Below are 20529 nucleotides of genomic sequence, written 5' to 3' on the forward strand. Positions count from 1 at the left end.
CGCCCGTTCGACACCGGCTTTTTTAGCGCTCACCCCGCGAGCGGGGCGCAATCCTGACGCTTAAGTCCCTCAAGCGGTAGGACGTACTATCATGGAGTTTTGCGACGACTGCGGGTCCCTGATGACGCCGCAAGACGGCGTCTGGGTCTGTCCGAACGGCCACGAGAAAGCGCGCGACAGCGAAAAGGAAAAATCGATGGTCACGACCGAGGGCCAAGAGTCCAGCGAGGTCGTCGACATGTCCGACGTGGACAACGCCGACATCGGCCCGACGACGAAGACCATCTGCCCGAAGTGCGGCCACGACGTGGCGCGCTACGAGATGAAGCAGATCCGCTCGGCCGACGAGTCCGAGACGCGTTTCTTCACCTGCGTCGAGTGCGACCACAAGTGGCGCGAAGACGACCACTGAGCGACTCGCCTTTTTCAGCCCTCCGTCCGTAACGCGGGGTATGTCCGACGCGCTCGCCCCGCCGACGCTCCCGCCGCTCGAGGGGTGGGTCCGCGTCGACGACGCGACCGACCGGCCGTTCGAACTCGGTCCCGTCAGCGTCGTCGCCCGAACCGTCGTCTACGAGGACGCCACCATCCGCGAGCGCGTCCCGGCGACCGCCGACGGCCCGTGGCGCTTCCTGTTCGCCAGCCGCCTCGAAATTCGGCCGCACACGCCGCCGTCGAAGGCGCTGACGAAACTGGTCGGCAAGCGCGCGAGCGCCGGTTTCGAATCCCGCCTCGGAGCGCGCGGCTTCTCGGACGTTCGGCGCGTCGAGTCGCGGACGCTTCGGGTTCGAGTCGGTGGCGGCGACGAGACTGGTTCCGCCGGCGACGGCGGGACCGAAGCCGAGGCCGACGTGGTCCGGTACGCCGCGACCGTCGAACTCGCGGGGGTCGAACTCGCGGCCGACGCCTACCTCGCGGTGACGCCGGTCGACGGCGAGTTCCTCCTGACCGGCGGCGCGTACCCCCGCGAGGTCCGCGGCGGCGACGCGGAGACGGCGGCGGCGCTCCGCGAGGTAATCGAGCCGGAGCGGTTCAGAGAAGAGCTGTTTCGCGTGATTCGCCGCGTCGGGTGAGGCGACGCCGACGGACCGAAAGCGGGGCTGGCCCGGCGGCGTCGGCGTCGTTCACTCGTTGCGGGCGAAGACGAGGTAGCCGGTGTGGCCGACGCCGGCGGTCGAGGGGCGCGACCCGCGGTCGTTGAAGTCCATGTGCCGCTGAATCGTCTCGAACGTCTCCACGTCCGACAGGCCCGCCTCTCTTGCGGCTTCGACGGCCGCGCGCGTGCCCTCCACGAACGGGGAGTAGACGGCGACGTAGCCGCCGGTCACGAGGAGGTCCGGCGCGTGTCGGACGACCTCGGGCGCGTTCTCGGTGTCGAGGGTGAGCACGTCGAACGCCGACGCCGCGAGGTCGTCGACCTCGTCTGTGATGTCGCCGGTGCGAACGTCGACGCGCTCTTCCACGCCGGCGAGTCGCATGTTCTCGCGGGCGACGTCGGCGAACTCGGCGTCGCGTTCGAACGTCGTCACGTCGACGCCGAGGCGACCGAGGTACGCCGAGAGGACGCCCGTGCCGGTGCCCGCGTCGAGGACGCGCTCGCCGGCCGCGACGCCGGTGTGGCCGACGATGAGGCCGATGTCGCGCGGCATCATCGGCGCGCCGGTGCGCTCGAAGTGGTTGAAGAGGTCCGGGCCGCGCGGCTCGCGGACGAGGAACTCCTCGCCGATGTGGGTTTCGAGCGTCTGGCCGGCTTCGACGTCCTCGGGGACGGTGAGCATCCCGAGGTCGGTGTGCAGCTCGTCGCCGGGCGCCCGGAGGTACTCCCGGTCGCCGTGGACGAGGAGTATCACTCCAGTCGCGAGATGGCCGCGGCGAGGTCGCCGTCTTCGGCCTCCAGCGCTTCGCGGGCCTCGTCTTCGGGGACGCCGGCGCGCTGGGCCACGATGGCCACGTCGTCTGCCGGGATGGCGTCGGCGGCCTGCGCGGCCTCGTCGTCGCCGTCGTCACCGGCACCGAGTTCGCGCGTCTCGGGCTCGCCGACGATTTGGTAGGTCTCCTGGCCCTGCGCGTCCATGCGCGTGACCTGCGCGTCAGAGAAGACGAGTTCCTCGTCGGCCGTCTTGATGACGACTTCCTCGGCATCGAGCTCCGTCACGTCGATGCCCATCTGCTTCATCATTTGCTGCATTTTGCGTGGGTTCATCCCGCCGCCTCCAAACATACCCGAAGGGTCGGGGTGAGCGCTCAAAAGCGTGGCGAACGTCGGTGCGCGGCGGGGCGAGCCCGGGCCGACGCTCGCTGGCTCACTCGACCCGCGTGCTGACCGCGAGACCGCTCCCGACCGGGAGGACGATGGTCTCGTACCGCGGGTCGGCCCGCACCGCGTCGAGGAACGCCGCGATGCCGCGGGTGTCGGCGTCGGCCCCGTCGAGCGCCTCAGCCTGCCCCTCGCTCCAGTCGGTGAGCGCGCCGAAGTCGACGGGGCCGCGCATCACGTTGTCGGCGACGACGACGCCGCCTTCCGTGACGCGGTCGGCGACGAGGTCGAACGCCTCGGCGTAGCGGTGTTTCTGGTGGTCCAAGAGCACGAGGTCGAACTCGCCGTCGACGCCCTCGAACAGGTCGAGCGCGTCGCCTTCGAGGAAGGTCGTCCGGTCGGCGAGGCCGGCGCGGTCGAGAAAGTCCCGCGCCATGTCGAGTTCGTGGGCGTCGTGTTCCGTCAGGTAGAGTTCGCCGTCGTCCGCCATCCCCTCGGCGAACCACGTCGCGGAGTAGCCGAAGCCGGAGCCGAACTCGAACAGCCGCTCCGCGTCCGCGAGGTGCGCGAGGACGCGGAGGACGCCGCCCGCTTCGGGGCCGATAATCGGGAAACCGTGCTCGTCGGCGTACGCGGCCATCTCGGCCTGCACCGCGTCGTGTTCGGGCGCGGTCGCCGCGAGGAACCGCCGCGTCTCGTCGGTCAGGATGTCCATGGCGAAGCAGGGCGCGCGAGCGACATAAAATCGGTCGCAGCGGCCGGATTCGTGGGTTCCGTCGCGGGCGCGTTTGCGCTCCGCCCTCACCGCGTCCGTCGTCTCGGTCTCGCGGTCTCGCGTCCGCCCTCGTCGCGCCCGCAGTCGGCGGCAGCACCGCGATTCGCCGACCCGCGTACGCTTAAGTAGGGACAAACCACATCTTCGACCATGTTTGATCCCGACGAGCTCGAAGAGATTCGGGAGGCGAAAGCCGAGTGGGAAGAGGAGACGCTGGGGCCGACCCTCGACCGCTTCGGGGAGCGAAAGGAGGAGTTCACGACGGACACGGGCGGAAACGTGGTCGAGCGGCTCTACACGCCCGACGACGCCGACGTGGACTACGACGAGGACGTGGGCTTCCCGGGCGAAAAGCCCTACACGCGCGGGGTCTATCCGACGATGCACCGCGGGCGGCTCTGGACGATGCGGCAGTACGCCGGCTTCGGGACGGCCGCCGAGACCAACGAGCGGTTCCGCTACCTCATCGACAACGGCTCGTCGGGGCTGTCGCTCGCGTTCGACCTGCCGACGCAGATGGGCTACGACTCCGACGCGATGATGGCCGCCGGCGAGGTCGGGAAGTCGGGCGTCGCCATCGACAGCCTCCACGACATGGAGACGGTGTTCGACGGCATCGACCTCGGGGAGGTCTCCACGTCGATGACCATCAACGCCCCGGCGGCCGTGTTGCTGGCGATGTACGTCGCGCTCGGCGACAAGCAGGGCGTCCCCCGCGAGGAGCTCCGCGGCACCATCCAGAACGACATCATGAAGGAGTACATCGCGCGGAATCTCTACATCTTCCCGCCGGAGCCGTCGATGCGGCTCATCACGGACATCTTCGAGTTCTGCGCGGCGGAGACGCCGAAGTTCAACACCATCTCCATCTCCGGCTACCACATCCGCGAGGCCGGGTCGACCGCCGCCCAGGAGGTCGCGTTCACCCTCGGTAACGGCATCCAGTACGTGCAGGCCGCGGTCGACGCCGGCCTCGACGTGGACGAGTTCGCCCCCCAGTTGTCCTTCTTCTTCAACGCCCACAACAACATCCTCGAAGAGGTGTCGAAGTTCCGTGCCGCCCGGCGGATGTGGGCGAAAATCATGGAAGAGCGCTTCGGCGCGGAGAACCCGAAGTCGATGCAGTTGAAGTTCCACACCCAGACCGGCGGGTCGACGCTCACCGCCCAGCAGGTCGAGAACAACGTCGTCCGGGTCGCCTATCAGGCGCTGGCGGCCGTCCTCGGCGGCACGCAGTCGCTGCACACCAACGGGAAGGACGAGGCGCTGTCGCTGCCGACCGAGAAGTCGGTTCGGACGGCGCTCCGCACCCAGCAGATTCTCGCCCACGAGTCGGGCGCGGCGGACACCATCGACCCGCTGGCGGGGAGCTACTACGTCGAGGCGCTGACCGACGACATCGAAGACGAGGCGTTCGACCTGCTCGACGAGGTCGACGAGCGCGGCGGCATGCTCGACGCCGTGAAGAACCAGTGGGTCCAGCGGGAGATTCAGGACGTGGCCTACGAGCGCCAACGCGAGATTGAGGAGGGCGAGCGCGTCATCGTCGGCGTCAACGAGTATCAGGTGGACGAGGAGCCGACCGTCGAGGTCCAGGAGGTCGCCGAAGAAGACGAGACCAAGCAGGTCGAGTCGCTCGAAGCCCGGAAGGACGACCGCGACGAGGCGGCCGTCGAGGCCGCTCTGGAGGACATCCGCGCCGCCGCGAACGGCGACGAGAACCTCCTCCCGCTCATCGTCACGGCGGTCAAGGCCTACGCGACGGTCGGCGAGATATGCGGCGTCCTCCGCGAGGAGTTCGGCGAGTACGAACCCGGCATGGCCTGAGTCGGCCCCCGAGACTCGGCGGCAACCAATGCCGGCGGTCGCGTTCCGTCTCCCTTCAGTCCGACCGCCCAGCCCGTCTCGCCCCGTGCCAACTAGTCACTCGAATTATACATTCACCCGGCTAACGAGTTTTATTATCACCCCCCGAGTGGAGACAATCGAGGCTTATGATGCCGCTTATCGTATTCTAAACCCGTCACACGCCCGGCCGCCGTCTGTCGGCGCGAGGTTCGCGCCACCAGTCGCTCGACGTTTCGAGCGGCGGCCGTCGCGTTGCGGGGCTCTTCGACCGGAGAGCCCCCGGTATCGCATCCGATTGTCCACCTCACCAGACGAATGTCACGAAGACGCTCCCGAGACAGTCGTACCGTCTCCGACTACCGACCCTCCCATCACCGACCCGCGCCCTCGCTCGCGACGCAGGCCGTCCTGCTCGCGTCGATGGCCGCGGTCGTCGCGGTCGTCACCTTCCCCGTGGCGTCGCTCGCGGTCGCCGTCACCGTCGCCGCCATCGTCGCCGTCGCCCGCGCCGTCGTCACCCGGGCCGACCGCTCGATGCTGACGGTCGACGTGCCCGGCGTCCCCGTCGAGGTCACGGTCGCCCGGACCGCCCGCGACTGAGGACCGGCCGAACGCCGTGAGTCCCACACCGCCCCCGCTCGCGTCCCTCACACACCCCGCACGCTCCACGCCACTCACGACCACCGCACCCCTCACGGCCGTCACACCCCTCTCGACCGTCACGACTCCCGCGTCCCGCTCTTGACGCGCGCTTCCGCGCTCATTTTCGTTCCCGCTCTCGACGCGTTTCCCGCTCTTAGGTCACTCACCGACCCCGGCGAGTCGGGTTCGAAGCACCCGCACGACCGCCACGACGAGCATCGCTTGGAGGTAGCCGAAGACGGCGAGCGCCGGGTAGAACGTCGCCGTCTCGCGGACGCCGAACTCGTTGGCGGCGAGCGTGTCGAAGAAGAAGGCGGCCACCAGCGCGGGGAAGTCGACGAACCAAATCTCCTTCGGCAACACGCCGAAGAAGCCGACCGCCCACGCGGCCGCGAGCACGGCGAAGACGGCGACTGTGGCCCGGTCTGTTGCGAGTCGAGCGAACCCGCGCGCGAGCCGCCGCGGGTCGCGGGCGGCGCGCCGGGACGTCGGCGTCATCGTCGGCTCACGCCACGTCGGCGTTCGACTCGGACGCCGATTCCGCGTCGGCGTCGTCGTCGCCGACGAGTTTGACGGCGGTCCCGTAGGCCAGAATCTCGGCCGCGCCCTGCGTTACCTCGGCGGTCACGTACCGGACGCCGACGACGGCGTCGGCACCCATCGCCTCCGCCTCGGCAACCATCCGGTCTGTCGCCTCGTCTCTCGCCTCGGCCATCAGCCCGGTGTAGGACTTGAGCTCGCCGCCGACGATGTTCCGGAGCCCCTGCGTGATGTCGCGGCCGACGTTCCGAGCGCGAATCGTGTTCCCGCGGACGGCACCCAGCGTCACCTCAATGTCGCGGCCGACGACCGACTCAGTTGTAGTTACTATCATGACATGAGTATCGAACCGTCTGGGTTTATCCGTTGCGCCCGACGAACTGGTGACATGCACTTCGACCACGTCGGAATCGCCACGCCCGACGCCGCCGGGCTGGCCGCGCTGTTCGCGGAGCTGTTCGACGCGCCCGTGGCCCACGAGGAGACGTTCGACGGCATGTCGGTCGTCTTCCTCGAACTCGAAAACGGCTACTTCGAACTGCTCGAACCCCACGAGGAGGGTGCCATCTCGAAGTTCCTCGACAAGCGCGGCGGCGGCATCCACCACGTCGCCATCGAGACCGACGACATCGAGGCCGCGCTCCGGACCGCCGAGGCCGCCGGTGTCGACCGCATCGACGAGGAACCGCGCCCCGGCGCGTGGGGCCACGAGGTCGCCTTCCTCCATCCCAAGTCCACGGGGGGCGTCCTCGTCGAGTTCGTCTCGCACTGAGCGATGACGGGAGATTACCCCGACGACACGGCCGACGACGACGCGCCCGCGGACGGGTCGACCGACGACGACGCAGCCGCCACCGGCAGTTCAGACGGTGGCGATGAGGGCTCCGCCGCTGACGGCTCCGCACCCGGCGGCGAGGGTCGCGGGTTCGCCGGACCGATGCGCGACTGGCTCTCCCACCGGGTCGCCGCGGCGCCCGACCGAGAGGCGCTCATCCACGCAGCGACCGGCGACTCGTGGACCTTCCGCGAACTCGACGCGCTCGTCGACGAGACCGCCGGCCAACTCGCCGCGCTCGGCGTCGAGGCCGGCGACCACCTCGGCGTCGTTCTCGACCCCGGCGTGGACTACGTCCGACTCATCCACGCCGCGACGCGGCTCGGGGCGGTGCTCGTCCCGCTCAGCGACCGACTCACCCCCGACGAGGTCGGCCGCAACGTCGAACTCGCGGACGTGACGACGCTCGTCTGCGGCGAGTCCACCGAGTCGACGGCGGTCGAGGCCACGACCGACGTGCCCGTCGTCTCCGTGGACGACCCGCGCTGGGAGGGCGTCATCAACCTCTCGTCTATCGCGCCGAAGCGGGTCGAACCCGCGGGCTGGTCGCTCTCGGAGACGATGCTCCTGCTTTTCACCTCGGGGACGACCGGGACGCCGAAGGCGGTGAAACTCACGATGGGCAATCTGCTCGCCAACGCCGTCGCCGGGGCGTTCCGACTCGGCGTCTCGCCCGACGACCGGTGGCTCGTCACGCTCTCGCTGCACCACATGGGCGGCATCGGCCCGATTCTCCGCGGCCCGCTGTACGGGACGACCGTCGTCCTCCGCGAGGGGTTCGACGCCGGCGGCGCGGCCGACGACATCGGCAAGTACGACGCGACGGGCGTCTCGCTCGTGCCGACGATGCTCAAGCGGATGCTCGACAGCAGGGGCACGCTCTCCGATTCGCTCCGCGTGGTGCTCCTCGGCGGCGCGCCCGCCCCCGACGACCTCGTCGAGCGCTGTCGGAACTACTCGGTGCCGGTCTACCCGACCTACGGCATGACCGAGACGGCCTCGCAGGTCGCCACCGCGACCCCGGACGAGGCGTTCGACGACGTGGGGACCGTCGGGCGACCGCTGTTTTTCACCGACCTCTGGGTCGTCGACGAGGACGGCACCGCCGTCGAACCCGGCACGCCGGGCGAAATTGTCGTCTCCGGACCGACCGTCTCGCCCGGCTACTACCGGAACCCGGAGGCGACCGCCGACGCCTTCACTGACGCCGGCCTCCGGACCGGCGACATCGGCTACCGCGACGACGACGGCCTCCTGTACGTCCTGAACCGGAAGGACGACCGCATCATCACCGGCGGCGAGAACGTCGACCCCGGCGAGGTCGCGGCGGTCCTGCGGGAACACCCGGCGGTGGACGACGTCGTCGTGTTGGGCGTCCCCGACTCCGAGTGGGGCGAGCGCGTCGCCGCGCTCGTCGTCCCCGCCGACCCGGAAGACCCCCCGGACGACGAGGACCTCGACGCCTTCTGCCGCGAGCGGCTCGCCGGGTTCAAGTGTCCGAGACTGATCGAGACCGCGGAGGAACTCCCGCGGACCGTCTCGGAGACCATCGACCGCGAGGCGGTCCGCGAGCGACTGGTCGCGGCCAAGCCCGTCGCGGAGGCCGAACCGGAGCGCGCGGCGGCTGAGGAACGCGACGAAGCGCGCGCGACCGAGAGCGGACGCGAAGCCGACGAATCCGAGGCCGAAGTCGACGAGGTGACGCCCGCGAGCGACGCCGACGGGGCCGCCATCGACGACGCCGAGGCCGACCCGGCGGACGCGGAACGTGGCGGAGACGACGGTGGCGAGGCGACAAGAGACGACGACGGTGAGGCGATAGCCGACGAAGACGAACGCGGTGACGTCGAGAGCGCGGAGGGCGACATCGACGACGGCGACGGCGGCGACGACGAACCCGCTCCCGACCGCGACGAGGAGTGAACGCGCCCGCGGGTGAAGCAAAACCCACAGCCCGCGTCTCGCCGGGTTGCGTCCAAACAATCATTACGTTTTACCGCAAGTGGACTGTATGGTAGGTGCTACCAACCAGACGCTTCGGCCGTTCCTGTGGCGCGCGGGCAAGCTCTTTCCGGACCGCGAAATCGTCTCTCGGACCGCCGAAGGGCTGGAACGCTACACGTACTCGGAGTACGAGGGACGCGTGGCACGGCTCGCGGGGGCGCTTTCGGACGCCGGCATCGGGGACGGCGACCGGGTGGCGACGTTCTGCTGGAACCACAACCGACACTTCGAGACGTACTTCGGCGTGCCGTCGATGGGCGCGCAGTTGCACACCATCAACCCGCTTCTCCCCGACCACCACATCCAGTACATCGTCGAGAACGCGGCTGACCGCATCATCTTCGTGGACCCGTCGCTCGCGCCGAAACTCGCCGGCGCGGTCGATGAGGACGCCTTCGCCTCCGTCGAGCAGTTCGTCGTGATGGCCTCGAACGTCCCCGAGGACGTGGGGCTATCCCCGGTGACGGACTACGAGTCGTTCATCGCCGACTACCCCGACGAGTACGACTGGCCCGACCTCCCGGAGGACCAACCGGCGGGGATGTGCTACACGTCGGGGACGACCGGCGAACCGAAGGGCGTCGAGTACTCCCAGCAGATGCTGTGGGCGCACACGATGGCGACGCTCCCCAAGTCGGGTCTCGACATCGGCGCGGAGGACGTCATCATGCCGGTCGTGCCGATGTTCCACGTCAACGCGTGGGGCCTGCCGTTTTCGACGACCGCGGCGGGCGCGAAACACGTCTATCCCGGCCCGTCGCCGACGCCCGAGGACCTCGCCAAACTCATCGAGGAGGAGGGCGTGACGATGACCGCGGGCGTGCCCACGGTGTGGCTCGGCCTGCTCGACTACCTCGACGAGAACGACGCGGACATCTCGTCGCTCGAACGCATCATCATCGGCGGGTCGGCCGCGCCCAGGTCGGTCATCCGCCGGTTCGACGAGGAGTACGACGTGGACGTGCTCCACGCGTGGGGGATGACCGAGATGTCGCCGGTCGGCACCGTCGCGCATCTCAAGCCGGGGATGGAGGACCTCCCGGCCGAAGAACAGTACGAAAAGCGCGCCAAGCAGGGCCTGCTCGCGCCGGGACTGGAGATGCGCGTCGTCGACGACGACGGCGACGAGGTCCCGTGGAACGGCGAGGACTTCGGCGAACTCTGGGTGCGCGGCCCGTGGGTGACGACCGAGTACTTCGAGCGCCCCGACGCGAACGAGGAAGACTACGAGGGCAACTGGCTGAAGACCGGCGACGTGGTCACGGTGGACGAAGACGGTTACGTCCAAATCGTCGACCGAGCGAAAGACGTCATCAAGTCCGGCGGGGAGTGGATTTCGTCGGTCGAACTTGAAAACAGCATCATGGCTCACGACGACGTGGCGGAGGCGACCGTCATCGGCGTGCCCCACGAGCGCTGGCAGGAGCGCCCCGTGGCCTTCATCGTCCCGAAGGCGGGCGCGGACGAAGCGGCGCTCAAGGCCGAACTCGTCGCGCTCGTCGAAGACGAGTTCCCGAAGTGGTGGGCCCCCGACGAGGTCGTCTTCATCGAGGAGGTCCCGAAGACCGCGACCGGCAAGTTCGACAAGAAGGTGCTCCGAGACCAGTACGACGACTCCTCGCTCATCGAGGGCAAGACGCCCGACGCGGAGGCCCCGTCGGACGAGTGAGCGCCGGGTCGGTCGTGGGTTCTAACGAAGAACCAGTTTGAAGTTTAGACTGGTTCCATACACTATTTTTACTGTACAATCCTATGTCGGGACATGGAACTTCTCGACGACTCCATCGTGCCCGAACACGCCCGCGAACTCAAGCGGGAGGCCCGCGAGTTCGCCAAAGAGCACATCGAACCGGTCGCGGAGGAATACTACGAGTCCGGCGAGTACCCCCACGAGGTCCTCCAGGCGGGGATGGACGCGGGGCTCGTCGCACAGGACATCTCCGAGGAGTACGGCGGCAAGGGCTTCGACCTCCAGCAGATTCTGGCAATCTCCGAGGAGTTCTACCGCGCCGACGCCGGCATCGCGCTGACGCTCCAACTCGCCTCGTTCGGCTGCGAGATTATGGAGGACTACGGCAGCGAAGAACAGAAGGAGAAGTGGCTCCGCCCGGTCGCCGAAAACGAGCAGATTTCGGGGCTCGCGGTGTCCGAGCCGCAGACCGGCTCCGACATGGCCGGCATGGAGACGACCGCCGAGAAGACCGACGACGGCTACGTCCTCAACGGCGAGAAGTACTGGGTCGGCAACGCCGTCGAGGCCGACTGGCTGACGGTGTACGCCAAGACCGCCGACACCGACGACCGCTACTCGAACTACTCGATGTTCATCGTGCCGACGGACACGCCCGGCTACGAGGCCGAGCACATCCCCGAGAAGATGGGCATGCGCGCGTCCAAGCAGGGCCACATCGTCTTCGACGACTGCGAGGTTCCCGAGGAGAACCTCATCGGCACCGAGGGCGGCGGCTTCTACATGCTCGCGGACTTCTTTAACCACGGTCGCATCATCGTCGGCGGCCACAGCCTCGGCCTCGCCGCCGCCGCCATCGAGGAGGCGTGGGAGTTCGTCCACGAGCGGCGGGCGTTCGGCCGCAACGTCTCGGAGTTCCAGGCGGTCCAGCACATCCTCGCCGACATGCGCATGGAGTTCGAGGCGGCCCGCGCGCTCAACTGGCGCGCCGCCGAGAAGGTCGAAACCAACGAGGACGCCGGCTTCTGGGCGGCCGCCGCCAAGACGAAGTCGACCGAGACGGCCGTCGACGTGGCCGAACGCGGCATGCAGCTCCACGGCGGTCGGTCGGTCCTCAACGAGTACAAGATTTCGCGGGTCTACCGCGACGTTCGCATCCCGGTTATCTACGAGGGCGCGAACGAGATTCAGCGCAACCTCATCTACCGGCAGGGCGCGCTCTGAGGCGACCCGAGACCGGGGAGAGAACTGACAACTCGTTTTCCGGTTTGGCATCGCTTGACCGGAACGCAGTTACTATCTGAGCGTCGTACCTTGACTCAGCAAATGGTACGCACGAGCGTTATCGGCTGCGGAAACATGGGGAGCGCCCTCCTCACCGGGCTCTGGAAGGCGGGCGGTCACTCGGTCGTCGCCTGCGACCTCGACCCCGACGCCCTCGCCGCGGTCGCCGACTACTGTGAAGCGACGACGGACGACGTGTCGCGCGCCGCCGACGCCGACGTGGTGTTCGTCGCGGTCAAGCCCGACATCGTCGAGGCCGTCCTCTCGGAACTCGACCTGTCTCCCGACCAGACTCTCGTCACTATCGCCGCGGGCGTCCCGACCTCGTTCGTCGAGGCGCGCACCGACGCCCGCGTCGTCCGCATCATGCCGAACCTCGCCGCCGAGACCCGCGACATGGCCGCGGCGGCGACCGGCGACCTGACCGACGAGGTCCGCGAACTCCTCTCGGACGTGGGCGAGTTCGTCGAGGTCGAGGAGTCGCAGATGGACATCGCCACCGCGGTCAACGGCAGCGGCCCGGCCTTCGTCTTCTATCTCATCGAGGCCGTCACGCAGGCCGGCGTCGCGGGCGGGCTCTCCGAGGAAGACGCCGAGATTCTCGCCGCCCAGACGTTCAAGGGCGCGGCCGAGACCGTCGTGCAGGACGACCGCAGCGCCGACGAACTCATCGACGCGGTCTGCTCGCCGAACGGGACGACCATCGAGGGGATGGAGGTCCTCTGGGACAGCGCCGCCGACGAGGCCGTCACCGAGGCGGTCGTCGCCGCCGAGCGCCGGTCGAAGGAGCTCGCGGAGGACTTCGCCGATGAGTGAGGTGAGCGAGACGACGGAGACCTCCGAGGTCGCCGAGCCCGACCCCGACGCGGTCGCCGCCGCCCGCGACGCCGCCGCCGAGGCGAAGCGCGTCATCGTCAAGGCCGGCACGAACTCGCTGACCGACGAGGACTCCAACCTCGACGACGACAAGCTCGACAAGCTCGTCGACGACATCGAATCGCTCCTCTCGCGCGGCAAGGAGGTGCTTCTCGTCTCCTCGGGCGCGGTCGGTGCCGGTATCGGCCGCCTCGACCATCCCACAGCTGACCGCGACACCCTCGAAGCGTCGCAGGCGCTGTCGACGGTCGGCCAGAGCCTCTTGATGCACCGCTACACCGAGAGCTTCGAGCGCTACGACCGGAAGGTCGCCCAGATTCTCATCACCCAGCACGACCTGGAGAACCCCGAACGGTTCACCAACTTCCGGAACACGGTCGAGACGCTGTTGGAGTGGGGCGTCGTGCCCATCATCAACGAGAACGACGCGGTCGCCACCGAGGAGCTCCAAATCGGCGACAACGACATGATTTCGTCGAACATCGCGGTCGGCATCGGCGTCGACCTGCTCGTGACGCTCACCGACGTGGGCGGCGTCTACACCGGGAACCCGAAGGAGGACCCCGACGCCGAGCGCATCGAGGTCGTCGGCGACAACTACAGCGACGTCGAGGACATCGTCACCGCGAGTTCGACCGGCGGCTTCGGCGGCATCCAGACGAAGGTCCGCGGCGCGCGCGACGCCGCCGAGTACGGCATCCCCGCCGTCATCGCGAAGTCGACCGAACCCGACGTGCTGGCGAAGATCGCCGAGCGCGAATCGGTGGGAACAATGTTCCTCCCCCTCGATGGTGAACTCGATGACTGAGCGAGACACGACCGCGCAGGTCGAACAGGCACAGTCGGCGGCGCTGCGCCTCGCCAACGTCGACGCGGCCGACCGCGACGCCGCGCTCGGAGCCATCGCGGACGCCATCCGCGACAACAGCGAGGCGATTCTCGCGGCCAACCGCGAGGACGTCGAGGAGGCCGAGGCGATGCTCGCGGACGGCGAGTACACGCAGGCGCTCGTCGACCGCCTCAAACTCGACGAGGCGAAACTCGACGACATCGCCGGGATGGTCGAGTCCGTCGCCGAGCAGGACGACCCGCTCGGCGAGACGCTGGAAGCGCGCGAACTGGACGCGGACCTCGAACTGTACAAGCTCTCGGTCCCCATCGGCGTCGTCGCGACCATCTTCGAATCGCGGCCCGACGCGCTCGTCCAAATCGCCGCGCTGGCGCTGAAGTCCGGCAACGCCGTCATCCTCAAGGGCGGCAGCGAGGCGAGCGAGTCGAACCGCGTGCTGTACGAGACGATTCTGTCCGCCACCGAAGAGCTCCCCGACGGCTGGGCGACGCTCATCGAGGCCCACGAGGAGGTCGACCGCCTGCTCGAACTCGACGACATGGTCGACCTCGTGATGCCCCGCGGCTCCTCGGAGTTCGTCAGCTACATCCAGGACAACACCCAGATTCCCGTCCTCGGCCACACCGAGGGCATCTGCCACGTCTACGTCGACGAGGCGGCCGACCTCGACATGGCGGCCGACATCGCCCTCGACGCGAAGGTGCAGTACCCCGCGGTCTGCAACGCCGTCGAGACGCTCTTGGTCGACGAGTCCGTCGCCGCCGACTTCCTGCCGACGGTCGTCGCGCGCTACCGCGACGAGGGCGTCGTCCTCCGGGGCGACGAGGCGACCCGCGAGCACGTCGCTGTCGACCCCGCGACCGACGACGACTGGGACACCGAGTACGGCGACCTCGAACTCTCCATCAAGGTCGTCTCGGACCTGTACGACGCGGTCGACCACATCAACGCCCACGGCTCGAAACACACGGAGTCCATCGTCACCGGCGACACCGAGCGCGCCGAGACGTTCATGACCGGCGTCGACGCCGCCAGCGTCTTCCACAACGCTTCGACCCGGTTCGCCGACGGCTACCGCTACGGTCTCGGCGCCGAGGTGGGCATCTCGACGGGCAAGATTCACGCCCGCGGCCCGGTCGGTCTCGAAGGGCTGACGACCTACAAGTACTACCTCGAAGGCGACGGCCAGTTGGTCGCCACCTACGCCGGCGAGGACGCCGTCCCCTTCACCCACGAGGCGCTCGACGCCGAGTGGAACCCCGGCCACCGAAGTCGGCGAGACTGAGCGCGCCGGACGCCCTTCGGTCGTCGCTCCGCGTTTCGAATTCTCGCGGCACATAGAACTATATCCCTGACAGTCGCCTCTCCGGTAGAGTCGTCTCCGCTGCGACTCGGTGACTCCAATGGATTTAGACGAATTCGTCAGCACGCACGCACCGTCCGAAGGCGGCGAATCCTTCGAACTCGAAAACTCGAAACTACTCGACGTGGCTCTCGACGGGAGCGTCATGGCCAAGGCCGGGTCGATGGTCGGCTACACCGGCGACATCTCCTTCGAGCGGAAGTCCGCCGGCGGCCTGACGGGGATGCTCAAGAAGAAGGCCACGGGCGAGGGCGACGTCATGATGCAGGCGACCGGAACCGGGCACCTCTATCTCGCAGACCAGGCCAAGGAGGTCCAGATTCTCGAACTCGACGCGGGCGAGGAACTGAGCGTCAACGGTAACGACGTGCTCGCGTTCGAGTCGAGCGTGAACTGGGACATCAAGATGCTGACGAGCATCGCCGGGGCGTCCTCCGGCGGCCTGTTCAACGTCTTCCTCGAAGGCCCCGGCCACGTCGCCATCACGACCCACGGCGAGCCCATCGTCCTCCAGACGCCGGCCAAGACCGACCCCAACGCGACCGTCGCGTGGAGCGGAACCGTCTCGCCGTCGTCGAACCGCGACATCAACATCAAGGGCCTGCTCGGCCGCTCGTCGGGCGAGTCCTACCAGCTCGAATTCGCGGGCGAAGGCGGCTTCGTCATCGTCCAGCCGTTCGAGGAAGTCGGCCCCGGCGAGTAGTCGCCCGGCGCGACTCCGACTCCAGTTTTGCGCTCAGCGGCCGTTTTTCGGCCGTTTTCGTCGTTACTCGGACCGAACGGGCCGAGACGGCGCGTATCTCTCGTGCCCGGCGGACATATATTGTCTGCCTGAACTGTTATGCCGGCTCCGTCCTAATCCCGGCGTATGGGTGACATCAGCGTCCATCTGGTCGACCGCGGTCGCGTTCTCACGGATATGGGGTACGTCCTCGACGGGTACACCATGGGGAGCGCGTCGAACCGAAGCCCCGACCACGAAACGGCCGAGTTCGTCGTCTGGAACGCCGTCGTCGACGGCCCCGACCGGACGGTGCTGTGGGACACCGGAGCGAACCCCGAGGCGGGCGACGGCTACTGGCCCGCCCCGCTGTACGAGGCGTTCGAGTACGTCGACGCCGCGGAACACACGCTCGAAGGCGACCTCGATTCGGTCGGCTACGACCTCGGCGACATCGACGCCGTGGTGATGAGCCACCTGCACCTCGACCACGCGGGCGGCCTCGCCGAGTTCGCCGGGACGGACGTGCCGATATACGTCCACGAGGAGGAACTGAAGTTCGCGTACTACTCGGCGAAGACGACCGAGGGCTCCATCGCGTACCTCGCGTCGGACTTCGACCGCGACCTGAACTGGGACGTCGTCCACGGCGGCGAGCACACGCTGTTCGACGGCTTCCGGCTCGTCCACCTACCGGGTCACACCCCCGGCGTGCTGGGCGCGCACATCGAGACGCCCGACGGCGACGTGCTCGTCGCGGGCGACGAGTGCTACGTCGAGGGCAACTACACGGACGAGGTGCCGCTCGGCCCCGGCCTGCTCTGGAGCGAGCGCGACTGGTTCGAGAGCCTCCAGAAAGTGAAGGAACTCGAACGCCGGACCGGCGGCGACGTGCTGTTCGGCCACGACCTCGAACGGTTCGAGTCGTTCGGCGACGGCTGGAACGTCTGAGACGGGCGACGGCGCGCCCGACGAGGCTCTGATTTTCACGCGTCAACCGCAGAACGGCGGGCGGCCGCGGCACTCATCGCGTCCGAAGAACGTAAGAAGGGAACCGCAGGGATTGGCTGGGTTGGGTGGTGTGGGTTGGGGTGGAGTGGGGGATTGAATGGCCGGTGGAGACGACGGACCGGCCTAAATCATGAGTTGCACGTCGGCGTCGGCCATGTGCTGGAGGGCCGTCGCCGCGCCGACGCCGGTGGTGACGCCGTCGTAGAACTCGGCTTCGTCGTAGCCCATCAGCTCGATGGTCATCTGGCAGGCCTGGAGGTCCACGCCCATGTCGAGGGAGGTCTCGATGAGTTCCTCGACGGTCGCGGTCCCGTTTTCCTGAATCTTCTTTTCCATCATGCTCGTGGCGACGTTGTCCATGAAGGGCAACGCGGCCACGGCGTTCGGCATCGGCATGCTCGGGTTGCCGACCGCGCTGAGCTTCAGGTTCTTCGACTTCTCCTCGTGGAGGATGTCGAGCCCCCAGAACGTGTGGAAGACCACGACGTCCCAGCCGAAGGCGGCCGCCGTGCTGGCGAGGATGAGCGGCGGGTACGCCATGTCGAGGGTGCCTTTGGTCGCGATGATGGTCATCGACTTCTGTCCGTCGTCGTCGGTGGCCTCCCGAAGGTCGGAGACCTCCTCCTGCAGGGCTTGGACCTGCGCGCGGAGGTCTTCGACGGAGGCGGCTCCCGCGTCGACGGGCGCGTCGGCGTCCGAGCTCATTCCTTCTGGATGAGGTGGCGGAAGACCGCGTCGCCGTCTTCCTCGGCCTCTTCCTGGTCGAGCATGGAGACGCCGTCGGTGGAGTCAGCCCAGCCCTTCAGGTCGCTCATGCTACCGGAGTCGGTCGCGACGACCTGCAGAATCTCGCCGCTTTCGAGGTCGTCGACCGCGCCGCGGGTCTTGACGACGGGCATCGGGCAGGACAGTCCTTTCACGTCGAGGGTTTCGGTGGGTTCGTATGTACTCATTTTTCGAGGTCACCTGTGTTGGGTGTATTCCACAATATAGGGGTGCTTCGTAAAAGTGTGTCGGTTCTTGGGTAGACTACACAATACTTAGGCTCGACAGCGATGCATGCCGAAATCGGCGGTTAAACGGGGATTAGCGTCATTACACGCTCGCACGAGTGCGAAATCGCACTACCTTCTGACGATATATTCTGAGTTAGTATTGCAAGAAATTCAAACTACCATCCGAAAGCTTAAGTCGAACCACCCGATAGTGGGTGATGCATACATGACCGTTCCAGACCTGCCGGAACTCGAAGTCGACGTGCCAGTCATCGAGCCCGAGACGCTGAAAGCCCGCATCGACGAGGGCGAGGCGCTCACCATCCTCGACAATCGCGTGCCGTCGGAACACGAGGATTGGCGCATCGACGGCGAGAACGTCTCCCACGTCAACATCCCCTACTTCGAGTTCCTCGACGAGGAGCTCGACGAGGCGCTGTTCGAGGACCTGCCCGAAGACGAGGAGTTCGTCGTCCTCTGTGCGAAGGGCCACTCCTCGGAGTACGTCGCCGGGCTCCTGATTCAGGAGGGCTACGACGCCGTGGCGCTCGAACGCGGGATGAACGGCTGGGCGAGCATCTACGAGTACACCGAACTGGAGACCGACGGCGACGCGCTCGTCGCGCAGTACCAGCGCCCCTCCAGCGGCTGTCTGGCGTACCTCGTCGTCGACGGCGACGAGGCGGCCGTCGTCGACCCGCTTCGGTACTTCGCCGACGAGTACGTCGCCGACGCGAAGGCCCTCGGCGCGGAACTGAAGTACGCCGTCGACACGCACATCCACGCCGACCACATCAGCGGGGTCCGCACGCTGGTCGAAGACCACGGCGTCACGGGCGTCATCCCCGAGGCCGCCGAGGACCGCGGCGTCGACTACGACACGCCCTACGACACAATCGCGGACGGCGAGACGCTCACCGTCGGCGACACCGACATCGAGGCCATCCACACGCCCGGCCACACGACCGGCATGACGACCTACGCGGTCGACAACGTGCTGTTCACGGGCGACGGCCTGTTCATCGAGTCGGTCGCCCGCCCCGACCTCGAAGACGGCGACGAGGGCGCGCCCGACGCGGCCGGAATGCTCTACGACTCGCTGCAGGAGCGCGTCCTCTCGCACGACGACGACGCCATCGTCGCCTCCGCGCACTTCAGCGACGCGGCAATCCCCGCCGCCGACGGCAGTTACACCGCCACGCTCGGGGAACTGAAGGACACGATGGACGCACTTTCGATGCCCAAAGACGAGTTCGTGGAGTTCATCCTCTCGGACATGCCGCCGCGGCCGGCCAACTACGTCGACATCATCGAGACGAACCTCGGCGTGCAGGAGTCGGACGACGACCGCGCCTTCGAGCTCGAACTCGGGCCGAACAACTGCGCGGCCAGCAACGAAGCCCTCACGAACTAAATGTCGGGTCTGACGCCGCTCCTCGTCGAAGGGCTCTTTCCGAACGGTATCGCGCACTACGCGCTCGGCGGTCTCCTCATCGGCCTCGGGACCGCCGTCATCTACCTCGGGACGGGCATCATCGCCGGCGCGAGCACCTTCCTCGAATCGACGCTGTCGTACGCCTCCGACCTCCCGCGGTTCAACAAGGCGAAGTACGTCGCCTCGCGGGACTGGCGGGTCGTGTTCACCCTGAGCATCGTCGCCGGGGCCGCCATCTACACCGTCCTGTTCGGTGACGGCTGGTGGGTCTCCGACGTGCAACCGTGGCGCTTCGCCGTCGGCGGCGTCCTCGTCGGCGTCGGCACCCGAATCGGGAAGGGCTGTACGTCCGGCCACGGGGTCTGCGGCGTCGGCTCGCGCTCGCGGACCTCGCTCGTCAACGTCGCCACGTTCATGCTCGTCGCCATCGGGGTCGCACAGCTCCTGAGCGCGCTGGGGGTGTCGCCGTGAGCGACGACGAACGCGGACTCGGGTTCATGCTGGTCGTCGTCGCGGGCGGCCTGATATTCGGGTTCGGCCTCGCCGTCAGCAACATGGCCCGCCCGGAGGTCGTCCTCGACTTCCTTCAGTTCGACGACCTCGGTCTCGTCTTCGTGATGGGCGGGGCCGCGGTCGTCACCGGCACCGTCTTCGCGCTCGCCGAGGCGTTCGGCGACCGCGCGCCCCTCACCGGGCGCGACTACGGCCGCCGCCTGAAGTCGTTCGACAAGAACGTCGTCGTCGGCGGGGTCGTCTTCGGAGCCGGCTGGGGTATCTCCGGCATCTGTCCCGGCGCCGCCTACGCCAGCCTCGGCGTCGGCAACTACCCCATCCTCATCGCCATCGGCGGGATGTTCGTCGGCGCGTACCTGCAGGGGCTCTGGCGGGCCCGCCGCGCCGAGAGCGCCGTAACCGGCACCTCCGCCGACTGAACCCCTCGTCGGCGAATCCGATCTCGTTCTTTTCCCGTCCGTCGCCCGCAGAGCGACGGCGACGACGTTCTCGCCTCCCTGTCGGCGAACCGCCGCCGATGGGCCGCGGCTCGCGCGCGCTGTCGAGCAGTCGGTGGTCGTTTCCTCCGCGAGTCGACGGTCGACGCTCGCCGCCGATGTCCGAGAACGTCGTCGTGAGCGGCTCTCGACCGAGTCTATGCGATTGTAACCGGCCAGATATAGTATTGCACAAGAAGCAAACAACTATTTTGTCATAGATAGCGGACAAATATGTTCGTAACGTCTCGTGATACAAAATATAGCTCGATTTAGTGGTATTTCTATGTCCATTCTATAACTTACGAGTATGCAACAGCGATATGGTATTGTACAGTATTCCCAAAAGCGTTATATCCTCACTCCGGTTAGCCAGCGGTGTACAAGATAGTATGATGCGTGCAATACACTCCG

23 protein-coding genes are annotated in these 20529 nt (G+C 67.5%); 16 read left to right on the forward strand and 7 right to left on the reverse strand.

Annotated features, from left to right (window positions below; genetic code table 11):
- The first annotated feature begins 91 nt into the window (after positions 1-91).
- Positions 92-412 carry a transcription factor S gene (locus tag DEQ92_RS01705; protein ID WP_049905217.1) on the forward strand — a complete coding sequence of 107 codons (321 nt, stop codon included), beginning with the start codon at positions 92-94 and terminating at the stop codon, positions 410-412.
- Between the two features lie 40 nt (positions 413-452).
- Positions 453-1073: a DUF6517 family protein gene (locus DEQ92_RS01710; RefSeq protein WP_004977138.1), complete on the forward strand. Its 621-nt coding sequence runs from the start codon at positions 453-455 to the stop codon at positions 1071-1073.
- Between the two features lie 51 nt (positions 1074-1124).
- On the opposite strand, the gene DEQ92_RS01715 is transcribed toward DEQ92_RS01710, so the two are convergent.
- The 3 genes from DEQ92_RS01715 to DEQ92_RS01725 all read right to left on the reverse strand — a co-directional run bounded on the left by DEQ92_RS01715 (position 1125) and on the right by DEQ92_RS01725 (position 2972).
- Positions 1125-1850: a methyltransferase domain-containing protein gene (locus tag DEQ92_RS01715; RefSeq protein ID WP_004977139.1), complete on the reverse strand. Its 726-nt coding sequence runs from the start codon at positions 1848-1850 to the stop codon at positions 1125-1127.
- Entirely contained in the window at positions 1847-2221 is a 375-nt protein-coding gene (locus DEQ92_RS01720; RefSeq protein ID WP_081605244.1) for a nascent polypeptide-associated complex protein, read from the reverse strand. The genes DEQ92_RS01715 and DEQ92_RS01720 overlap by 4 nt, the downstream gene beginning before the upstream one ends.
- Before the next feature lie 82 nt (positions 2222-2303).
- Positions 2304-2972: an O-methyltransferase gene (locus DEQ92_RS01725; protein ID WP_004977141.1), complete on the reverse strand. Its 669-nt coding sequence runs from the start codon at positions 2970-2972 to the stop codon at positions 2304-2306.
- Between the two features lie 210 nt (positions 2973-3182).
- Between DEQ92_RS01725 and DEQ92_RS01730 the strand changes: the two genes are divergently transcribed.
- Both DEQ92_RS01730 and DEQ92_RS24045 read left to right on the forward strand, forming a co-directional pair.
- Positions 3183-4859 (forward strand): methylmalonyl-CoA mutase, encoded by a 1677-nt coding sequence (locus tag DEQ92_RS01730; protein WP_004977142.1) that lies wholly within the window; start codon positions 3183-3185, stop codon positions 4857-4859.
- A 336-nt stretch (positions 4860-5195) separates the two neighbouring features.
- Complete coding sequence (locus DEQ92_RS24045) at positions 5196-5480, forward strand: hypothetical protein (protein WP_004977143.1); 285 nt, start codon at positions 5196-5198, stop codon at positions 5478-5480.
- Positions 5481-5681: 201 nt separating this feature from the next.
- On the opposite strand, the gene DEQ92_RS01740 is transcribed toward DEQ92_RS24045, so the two are convergent.
- Positions 5682-6020 carry a hypothetical protein gene (locus tag DEQ92_RS01740; protein WP_004977144.1) on the reverse strand — a complete coding sequence of 113 codons (339 nt, stop codon included), beginning with the start codon at positions 6018-6020 and terminating at the stop codon, positions 5682-5684.
- Between the two features lie 7 nt (positions 6021-6027).
- Positions 6028-6396: a YbjQ family protein gene (locus DEQ92_RS01745; RefSeq protein WP_004977145.1), complete on the reverse strand. Its 369-nt coding sequence runs from the start codon at positions 6394-6396 to the stop codon at positions 6028-6030.
- A gap of 54 nt (positions 6397-6450) precedes the next feature.
- Between DEQ92_RS01745 and mce the strand changes: the two genes are divergently transcribed.
- The 9 genes from mce (at position 6451) to DEQ92_RS01790 (ending at position 16636) form a co-directional block, all read left to right on the forward strand.
- Positions 6451-6834 carry a methylmalonyl-CoA epimerase gene (gene mce, locus DEQ92_RS01750; RefSeq protein ID WP_004977146.1) on the forward strand — a complete coding sequence of 128 codons (384 nt, stop codon included), beginning with the start codon at positions 6451-6453 and terminating at the stop codon, positions 6832-6834.
- 3 nt (positions 6835-6837) lie between these two features.
- The gene (menE, locus tag DEQ92_RS01755; protein ID WP_115820345.1) at positions 6838-8820 is read left to right on the forward strand and encodes an o-succinylbenzoate--CoA ligase; all 1983 of its coding nucleotides are present in this window, start codon (positions 6838-6840) and stop codon (positions 8818-8820) included.
- An 88-nt stretch (positions 8821-8908) separates the two neighbouring features.
- Positions 8909-10570: a long-chain fatty acid--CoA ligase gene (locus tag DEQ92_RS01760; protein WP_115804801.1), complete on the forward strand. Its 1662-nt coding sequence runs from the start codon at positions 8909-8911 to the stop codon at positions 10568-10570.
- 93 nt (positions 10571-10663) lie between these two features.
- Complete coding sequence (locus DEQ92_RS01765) at positions 10664-11815, forward strand: acyl-CoA dehydrogenase family protein (RefSeq protein ID WP_004977150.1); 1152 nt, start codon at positions 10664-10666, stop codon at positions 11813-11815.
- A 102-nt stretch (positions 11816-11917) separates the two neighbouring features.
- Complete coding sequence (gene proC, locus DEQ92_RS01770; RefSeq protein WP_081605245.1) at positions 11918-12691, forward strand: pyrroline-5-carboxylate reductase; 774 nt, start codon at positions 11918-11920, stop codon at positions 12689-12691.
- The gene (proB, locus tag DEQ92_RS01775) at positions 12684-13559 is read left to right on the forward strand and encodes a glutamate 5-kinase (RefSeq protein ID WP_004977153.1); all 876 of its coding nucleotides are present in this window, start codon (positions 12684-12686) and stop codon (positions 13557-13559) included. Before proC ends, proB begins: the two co-directional genes overlap by 8 nt.
- Positions 13552-14886, forward strand: a complete 1335-nt coding sequence (locus DEQ92_RS01780) for a glutamate-5-semialdehyde dehydrogenase (RefSeq protein WP_115820346.1) — start codon at positions 13552-13554, stop codon at positions 14884-14886. The genes proB and DEQ92_RS01780 overlap by 8 nt, the downstream gene beginning before the upstream one ends.
- Positions 14887-15004: 118 nt before the next feature.
- Positions 15005-15667, forward strand: a complete 663-nt coding sequence (locus DEQ92_RS01785; RefSeq protein ID WP_004977155.1) for an AIM24 family protein — start codon at positions 15005-15007, stop codon at positions 15665-15667.
- A 165-nt stretch (positions 15668-15832) separates the two neighbouring features.
- Positions 15833-16636 carry an N-acyl homoserine lactonase family protein gene (locus tag DEQ92_RS01790; RefSeq protein ID WP_004977156.1) on the forward strand — a complete coding sequence of 268 codons (804 nt, stop codon included), beginning with the start codon at positions 15833-15835 and terminating at the stop codon, positions 16634-16636.
- Positions 16637-16819: 183 nt separating this feature from the next.
- Here DEQ92_RS01790 and DEQ92_RS01795 read toward each other — a convergent pair whose 3' ends face one another.
- A complete protein-coding gene (locus DEQ92_RS01795; protein WP_004977157.1) occupies positions 16820-17401 on the reverse strand; it encodes a DsrE/DsrF/DrsH-like family protein in 582 nt (193 codons plus the stop codon).
- On the reverse strand, positions 17398-17649 hold the full coding sequence (locus DEQ92_RS01800) for a sulfurtransferase TusA family protein (protein ID WP_049905219.1): 252 nt from the start codon (positions 17647-17649) through the stop codon (positions 17398-17400). Before DEQ92_RS01800 ends, DEQ92_RS01795 begins: the two co-directional genes overlap by 4 nt.
- Positions 17650-17917: 268 nt before the next feature.
- On the opposite strand from DEQ92_RS01800, the gene DEQ92_RS01805 reads away from it, so the two are divergent.
- From DEQ92_RS01805 to DEQ92_RS01815, 3 genes are read left to right on the forward strand one after another with little or no spacing between them, the layout of a single operon-like run.
- Complete coding sequence (locus DEQ92_RS01805; RefSeq protein ID WP_050459010.1) at positions 17918-19105, forward strand: MBL fold metallo-hydrolase; 1188 nt, start codon at positions 17918-17920, stop codon at positions 19103-19105.
- A complete protein-coding gene (locus DEQ92_RS01810) occupies positions 19106-19597 on the forward strand; it encodes a YeeE/YedE family protein (RefSeq protein ID WP_004977160.1) in 492 nt (163 codons plus the stop codon). It begins immediately after the preceding gene.
- Entirely contained in the window at positions 19594-20058 is a 465-nt protein-coding gene (locus tag DEQ92_RS01815; RefSeq protein ID WP_004977162.1) for a DUF6691 family protein, read from the forward strand. Before DEQ92_RS01810 ends, DEQ92_RS01815 begins: the two co-directional genes overlap by 4 nt.
- Positions 20059-20529: the final 471 nt, after the last annotated feature.

The organism is Haloferax sp. Atlit-6N, assembly GCF_003383195.1.
In the GTDB taxonomy this organism is placed as follows: Archaea; Halobacteriota; Halobacteria; order Halobacteriales; family Haloferacaceae; genus Haloferax; species Haloferax gibbonsii.

What these genes read in the sequence shown, in the direction of transcription:
- proC (WP_081605245.1), top strand. Translation starts at nt 11,918, where the DNA reads ATGGTACGCACGAGCGTTATCGGCTGCGGAAACATGGGGAGCGCCCTC.
- DEQ92_RS01730 (WP_004977142.1), top strand. Translation starts at nt 3,183, where the DNA reads ATGTTTGATCCCGACGAGCTCGAAGAGATTCGGGAGGCGAAAGCCGAG.
- DEQ92_RS01805 (WP_050459010.1), top strand. Translation starts at nt 17,918, where the DNA reads ATGACCGTTCCAGACCTGCCGGAACTCGAAGTCGACGTGCCAGTCATC.
- DEQ92_RS01760 (WP_115804801.1), top strand. Translation starts at nt 8,909, where the DNA reads ATGGTAGGTGCTACCAACCAGACGCTTCGGCCGTTCCTGTGGCGCGCG.
- menE (WP_115820345.1), top strand. Translation starts at nt 6,838, where the DNA reads ATGACGGGAGATTACCCCGACGACACGGCCGACGACGACGCGCCCGCG.
- DEQ92_RS01795 (WP_004977157.1), bottom strand. Translation starts at nt 17,401, where the DNA reads ATGAGCTCGGACGCCGACGCGCCCGTCGACGCGGGAGCCGCCTCCGTC.
- DEQ92_RS01710 (WP_004977138.1), top strand. Translation starts at nt 453, where the DNA reads ATGTCCGACGCGCTCGCCCCGCCGACGCTCCCGCCGCTCGAGGGGTGG.
- DEQ92_RS01810 (WP_004977160.1), top strand. Translation starts at nt 19,106, where the DNA reads ATGTCGGGTCTGACGCCGCTCCTCGTCGAAGGGCTCTTTCCGAACGGT.
- DEQ92_RS01720 (WP_081605244.1), bottom strand. Translation starts at nt 2,221, where the DNA reads ATGTTTGGAGGCGGCGGGATGAACCCACGCAAAATGCAGCAAATGATG.
- mce (WP_004977146.1), top strand. Translation starts at nt 6,451, where the DNA reads ATGCACTTCGACCACGTCGGAATCGCCACGCCCGACGCCGCCGGGCTG.
- DEQ92_RS01800 (WP_049905219.1), bottom strand. Translation starts at nt 17,649, where the DNA reads ATGAGTACATACGAACCCACCGAAACCCTCGACGTGAAAGGACTGTCC.
- DEQ92_RS01740 (WP_004977144.1), bottom strand. Translation starts at nt 6,020, where the DNA reads ATGACGCCGACGTCCCGGCGCGCCGCCCGCGACCCGCGGCGGCTCGCG.
- DEQ92_RS01705 (WP_049905217.1), top strand. Translation starts at nt 92, where the DNA reads ATGGAGTTTTGCGACGACTGCGGGTCCCTGATGACGCCGCAAGACGGC.
- DEQ92_RS24045 (WP_004977143.1), top strand. Translation starts at nt 5,196, where the DNA reads ATGTCACGAAGACGCTCCCGAGACAGTCGTACCGTCTCCGACTACCGA.
- DEQ92_RS01725 (WP_004977141.1), bottom strand. Translation starts at nt 2,972, where the DNA reads ATGGACATCCTGACCGACGAGACGCGGCGGTTCCTCGCGGCGACCGCG.
- DEQ92_RS01780 (WP_115820346.1), top strand. Translation starts at nt 13,552, where the DNA reads ATGACTGAGCGAGACACGACCGCGCAGGTCGAACAGGCACAGTCGGCG.
- DEQ92_RS01765 (WP_004977150.1), top strand. Translation starts at nt 10,664, where the DNA reads ATGGAACTTCTCGACGACTCCATCGTGCCCGAACACGCCCGCGAACTC.
- DEQ92_RS01745 (WP_004977145.1), bottom strand. Translation starts at nt 6,396, where the DNA reads ATGATAGTAACTACAACTGAGTCGGTCGTCGGCCGCGACATTGAGGTG.
- proB (WP_004977153.1), top strand. Translation starts at nt 12,684, where the DNA reads ATGAGTGAGGTGAGCGAGACGACGGAGACCTCCGAGGTCGCCGAGCCC.
- DEQ92_RS01790 (WP_004977156.1), top strand. Translation starts at nt 15,833, where the DNA reads ATGGGTGACATCAGCGTCCATCTGGTCGACCGCGGTCGCGTTCTCACG.
- DEQ92_RS01785 (WP_004977155.1), top strand. Translation starts at nt 15,005, where the DNA reads ATGGATTTAGACGAATTCGTCAGCACGCACGCACCGTCCGAAGGCGGC.